The organism is Desulfopila inferna, from assembly GCF_016919005.1.
Lineage (GTDB): Bacteria > Desulfobacterota > Desulfobulbia > Desulfobulbales > Desulfocapsaceae > Desulfopila_A > Desulfopila_A inferna.
Genome location: NZ_JAFFQE010000035.1, coordinates 1 through 455 on the forward strand (window position 1 = coordinate 1; position 455 = coordinate 455).

The 455-nt window shown below is 54.7% G+C and carries 1 pseudogene; it reads right to left on the minus strand.

Annotation, left to right across the window (positions count from 1 at the left end):
- Nucleotides 1–298: pseudogene (locus JWG88_RS21315) on the minus strand (acyl-CoA dehydrogenase N-terminal domain-containing protein); the annotation flags it as partial.
- Nucleotides 299–455: the final 157 nt, after the last annotated feature.

A 455-nucleotide genomic window follows, 5' to 3' on the forward strand; every position in this document is an offset into this window, starting at 1 on the left:
GCTCAACGTCGTGAGCCAGGCTTGGCCAGCCGCCTTCGACGAATTGCTTGTAGGCTTCCTTGAAGCCGGTAGGGGTCTTAACGCCGGATTCACTCCAGGTGCAACCTTCCAGGTCGCCCACACGGTTCAGCGGAGCCAGCACCTGCTCACAAAACTTGGCACCTTCCTCGAGAATGGCGTCAACCATGTCCGGAGTGGCGTCCTGGCAAGCCGGGAGGCTCTGATAATGCGCCTCATAGCCGAGCAGCTCGTCACGAACGAAGCGAATATCACGCAAGGGGGCCTTGTAGTCAGGCATAGCGATAAACCTCTGCTGATGTAACCGGGAATGAACAACCGCGTTGAGTTTTTATAGCGGTCAAACAGTTGTTTGAAACATACGTTTACGCCCAAATCTTGTCAAGCGTCGCGCCAATGCCTTTCGTCATCGAAACAAAATGCATACGCAGGCGAAC